The 4,123-nt window shown below is 71.6% G+C and carries 4 protein-coding genes; 2 read left to right on the top strand and 2 right to left on the bottom strand.

Going from position 1 to position 4,123, the window contains the following annotated elements:
- Nucleotides 1-106 precede the first annotated feature (106 nt).
- Nucleotides 107-796, bottom strand: coding sequence for a peptidoglycan editing factor PgeF (gene pgeF, locus AB0D67_RS18300; protein WP_362936368.1), 690 nt, complete (start codon nucleotides 794-796; stop codon nucleotides 107-109).
- Nucleotides 797-916: 120 nt separating this feature from the next.
- On the opposite strand from pgeF, the gene AB0D67_RS18295 reads away from it, so the two are divergent.
- Nucleotides 917-1,282 (top strand): PH domain-containing protein, encoded by a 366-nt coding sequence (locus tag AB0D67_RS18295; RefSeq protein ID WP_362936359.1) that lies wholly within the window; start codon nucleotides 917-919, stop codon nucleotides 1,280-1,282.
- A 114-nt stretch (nucleotides 1,283-1,396) separates the two neighbouring features.
- Here the strand turns inward: AB0D67_RS18295 and glgA are convergent, their stop codons facing one another.
- A complete protein-coding gene (glgA, locus tag AB0D67_RS18290) occupies nucleotides 1,397-2,581 on the bottom strand; it encodes a glycogen synthase (RefSeq protein ID WP_362936356.1) in 1,185 nt (394 codons plus the stop codon).
- A gap of 49 nt (nucleotides 2,582-2,630) precedes the next feature.
- On the opposite strand from glgA, the gene glgC reads away from it, so the two are divergent.
- Nucleotides 2,631-3,857 (top strand): glucose-1-phosphate adenylyltransferase, encoded by a 1,227-nt coding sequence (gene glgC, locus AB0D67_RS18285; protein WP_362936353.1) that lies wholly within the window; start codon nucleotides 2,631-2,633, stop codon nucleotides 3,855-3,857.
- Nucleotides 3,858-4,123: the final 266 nt, after the last annotated feature.

Genomic DNA, 4,123 nt, shown 5'->3' with positions numbered 1-4,123 from the left:
GGCGGGGGTACGGCAGGCCGCCGAGGTCGCCTGTCTACCAGGCGGGGGTACGGCAGGCCGCCGAAGCCGCCGACCGGGTCCGCGCCGCCCGGGGGACGGCCGCCGGCTAGTCGCGCTCCAGCCAGACGTAGCCGGCGAAGCGGCCGGTCACGTCGTCGCGGCGGTGGGAGAACAACTCGGGGCTCTCGATGGTGCAACGCGTGTCGTGGGTGATCTCGCCGACGCCCGCCTTGGCGAGCTGCGAGTTGATCGCGGCCCGCAGGTCGAGGGCGGGGGTGTCGCGGCGGGTGATCGACCACGCCTCCGGGACGATCGCCGTGACCTCGGCGCGCATCTCCTCCGGCACCTCGTAGCAGCTCCCGCAGGCCATCGGGCCGATCAGGGCGGTCATCCGGCCCGGCTCGGCGCCGTGCGCCGCCATCTCCGCCACCAGCGCCGGGACCACGCCCGAGACGGTGCCGGCCCGCCCGGAGTGCGCCGCGCCCACCAGGCCCGCCTCCGCATCGGCCAGCAGGACGGGCGCGCAGTCGGCGCACAGCGCGGTCAGGCCCAGGCCGGGGACGTCGGTGCAGACGCCGTCCAGCGGCGGTGGGTCGTCGCCGAAGGGCTCGGTGACGTAGCGGACGTCGGCGCTGTGGACCTGCCGCATGAACACGACCCGCTCCAGCCCGAACTCCGCCGCCGTCCGGGCCCGGTTGGCCGCGACCGACGCGGGGTCGTCCCCGCACGCGCCGCCGAGGTTGCGGGTGTCGTACGGCGCGGCGCTCACGCCTCCGTGACGGTCCGTGATCCTCATCTGAACGTTCACGGCCCCGACCTTACCTACCCGGCGGAACCCCTCCCCCTCCGCGTTCGTTTCACAGGCGGCGCGGACCTTCCGTTCCGCCGGTTCCCCCGAGAGATCGCGAGGAAGCTCATGACGCAGATCGCGTACGACCGCAAGGAGCAGCTCCGCCAGATCGAGAGCGGCCTGATGCCCGGCGAGCAGATCATCGCCGTCTACGACGCCATCGGCACCGGCACCGGGTTCCTCGGCCTCACCGACAGGCGGGTGATCGTCCAGGACAAGTCGTTCGTGGGCAAGAAGATCGCCATCACGAGCATCCCCTACAGCAAGATCTCGGCCGTCAGCGTGGTGAGCAACAAGTCCCTCGCGGGCGGGTTCTTCTCCTCCGGCGCCATCGCCGTCCACGTGGGCACCCACACCTACGAGGTGGAGTTCCGCGGCGACGAGAAGGCCCACCACGCCCACAACGTCATCCTGAGCCTCATCAGCCGCTGAAGCCGCTGACCCGGCGTCGGCCCGGAGGCGACCGGCCGGCCGGCGCGGGGCCGTCGTCCGCTCAGCCGTCCCGGCCCGGACTGCGCGGCGGCGCAGTCCGGGCGGACGGCGCCGTCAGGGGGCGGCGACCGACCGGTACAGGTCCATCGTCCGCTCGGCGATCCTGGACCAGGAGAAGTGCTCCACGGCCCGCGCGCGCCCGGCCGCGCCCAGCTCGGCGGCCAGCTTCGGGTCGTCCAGCAGGCGGTTGACCCGCTCGGCGAGGTCGGCGGCGAACCGCTCGGGATCATCGGGCGAGCCGTCGGCGGTGGACTGCGCGATCGGCACGAGCAGACCCGTCGACCCGTCGGCCACGACCTCGGGGATGCCGCCGGTGGCGGTGGCCACCACGGCGGTCTCGCAGGCCATGGCCTCGAGGTTCACGATGCCCATCGGCTCGTAGACCGAGGGGCAGACGAACACCGTGGCGTGGGTCAGGATCTGGATCACCTCGGGGCGCGGGAGCATCTCCGAGATCCACACCACACCCTCGCGCTCGCGCTCCAGCCCCCGGACCAGCCCGGTCACCTCCTCGGCGATCTCCGGGGTGTCCGGCGCGCCCGCGCAGAGCACGAGCTGGGCGTCGCGCCGAAGGCTCCGGGCCGCGTGCAGCAGGTGGACCAGCCCCTTCTGCCGGGTGATCCGGCCCACGAACACCACGTACGGCCGGGCCGGGTCGATGCCGTGCCTGGACAGGAGGCCGGTGTCGGCGTCGGGGGCGTACTGGGCGGTGTCGATCCCGTTGTGGATCACCCTGACCCTCTCCGGCGCCACCTCCGGATAGGCGGCCAGCACGTCGCGGCGCATCCCCTCCGAGACCGCGACGACCGCGTCGGCGCTCGCCAGCGCGCCGCGCTCGGCCCAGGACGACAGGGTGTAACCGCCGCCGAGCTGCTCGGCCTTCCACGGCCGCAGCGGCTCCAGGCTGTGGGTGGTCACCACGTGCGGGACGCCGTACAGCATCTTGGCGACATGACCGGCGAAGTTGGCGTACCAGGTGTGGCTGTGCACCAGGTCCGCGCCCTGGCAGGCCGCCGCCATCTCCAGATCGACGCCGAGGACCTGGAGGGCGGCGTTGGCCTCCTCCAGCCCGGCCGGCGTCCGGTAGGCCGCCACCCCCTCCTCGGTCCGGGGCGCCCCGAAGCAGCGCACCCGGACCTCGGCCAGCCTCCGCAGTTCGCGGGCGAGGTACTCGACATGGACACCGGCGCCGCCGTACACCTCTGGGGGATACTCGCGGCTCAGCAGATCAACGCGCATATGATCAGCGTAGTGTTTCATCCCTGTTCATCGGGTTAGGGTCGGGTGCATGAGAGTCCTCGCGATCGTCCTCGCCGGCGGCGAAGGCAAGCGGCTGATGCCGCTCACGGCTGACCGGGCCAAGCCGGCGGTGCCGTTCGGGGGGATATACCGGCTCGTCGACTTCGTGCTGTCGAACCTCGCCAACGGCCAGTACCTGAAGATCGTGGTGCTGACGCAGTACAAGAGCCACAGCCTCGACCGGCACATCTCCCGTACCTGGCGGCTGTCGACCATGCTGGGCAACTACGTCACACCCGTGCCCGCGCAGCAGCGGCTGGGCCCGCACTGGTTCTCCGGGTCCGCCGACGCGCTGTTCCAGAACCTGAACCTCATCTACGACGAGATGCCGGAGCACGTCATCGTGTTCGGCGCCGACCACATCTACCGGATGGACCCCCGGCAGATGGTGGAGCAGCACATCGACTCCGGGGCCGACGTGACGGTGGCGGCCATCCGGCAGCCGCTGTCGCTCGCCGACCAGTTCGGGGTGATCGAGGCCGACCCGGCCGGGCGGCGGATCGTCGCGTTCCGCGAGAAGCCCAAGGACGCGGTGGGGCTGCCCGACGCCCCCGACCAGGTGTACGCGTCGATGGGCAACTACGTCTTCAAGACCCAGGCGATGCTCGACGCGCTCCGCGAGGACGCGCTCGACCCCACCAGCAAGCACGACCTCGGCGGGAACATCATCCCGATGATGGTGAAGTCCGGCAGCGCCCAGGTGTACGACTTCGCCGACAACGTGGTGCCCGGCTCCACCGAGCGCGACCGGGGCTACTGGCGGGACGTCGGAACGCTCGACGCCTTCTACGAGGCCCACATGGACCTCATCTCGCCGCACCCGGTCTTCAACCTGTACAACCAGCAGTGGCCGATCTACACCTGGCACGACCCGCTCCCGCCGGCCAAGTTCGTCCACAACGAGGGCGACCGGGTCGGGCGGGCGGTCGACTCCCTGGTGTCGGCCGGTGTGATCGTCTCCGGCGGCCTGGCGGACCACTCGATCCTCTCCCCCGGCGTGGTGCTGCACTCGCACTCGCGGGTGGAGGACTCGGTGCTGATGGACAACGTGAAGATCGGCCGGGGCGCCGTCGTCCGCAAGGCGATCATCGACAAGAACGTGGTCATCCCCGACGGGGCGCGGATCGGCTTCGACCCCGAGTACGACCGCAGCCGGTTCGCGGTCACCAGGAACGGGATCGTGGTCATCGGCAAGAACGAGATCATCGACCGCTGACGGGCGGCCTGGGAGCCGGGCCACCGAGCCGCGTCCGGACCCCGGCCGCGCCGGCTGACCGGCGTCTCGGGTGCCGGGCCGCGCGCGGAGCGGCCCGGTGCCCCGGAGGGGCGGATCAGTTGGCGGAGGGCTTCTCCGGAAGCCGGTCGAGGATCGCCTGGAACATGGTCGCGTTGAACGCGGCCATCTCGCCCATCCGCGTCTCCAGCCCGTCCATCCGCGTCTCCAGCTTGTCCATGCGGGCATCCAGCTTGTCCATGCGGGCA

The sequence above is a fragment of the Streptosporangium sp. NPDC048047 genome (assembly GCF_040653115.1).
In the GTDB taxonomy this organism is placed as follows: domain Bacteria; phylum Actinomycetota; class Actinomycetes; order Streptosporangiales; family Streptosporangiaceae; genus Streptosporangium.
This window is presented reverse-complemented; position numbering and strand designations above follow the sequence as displayed.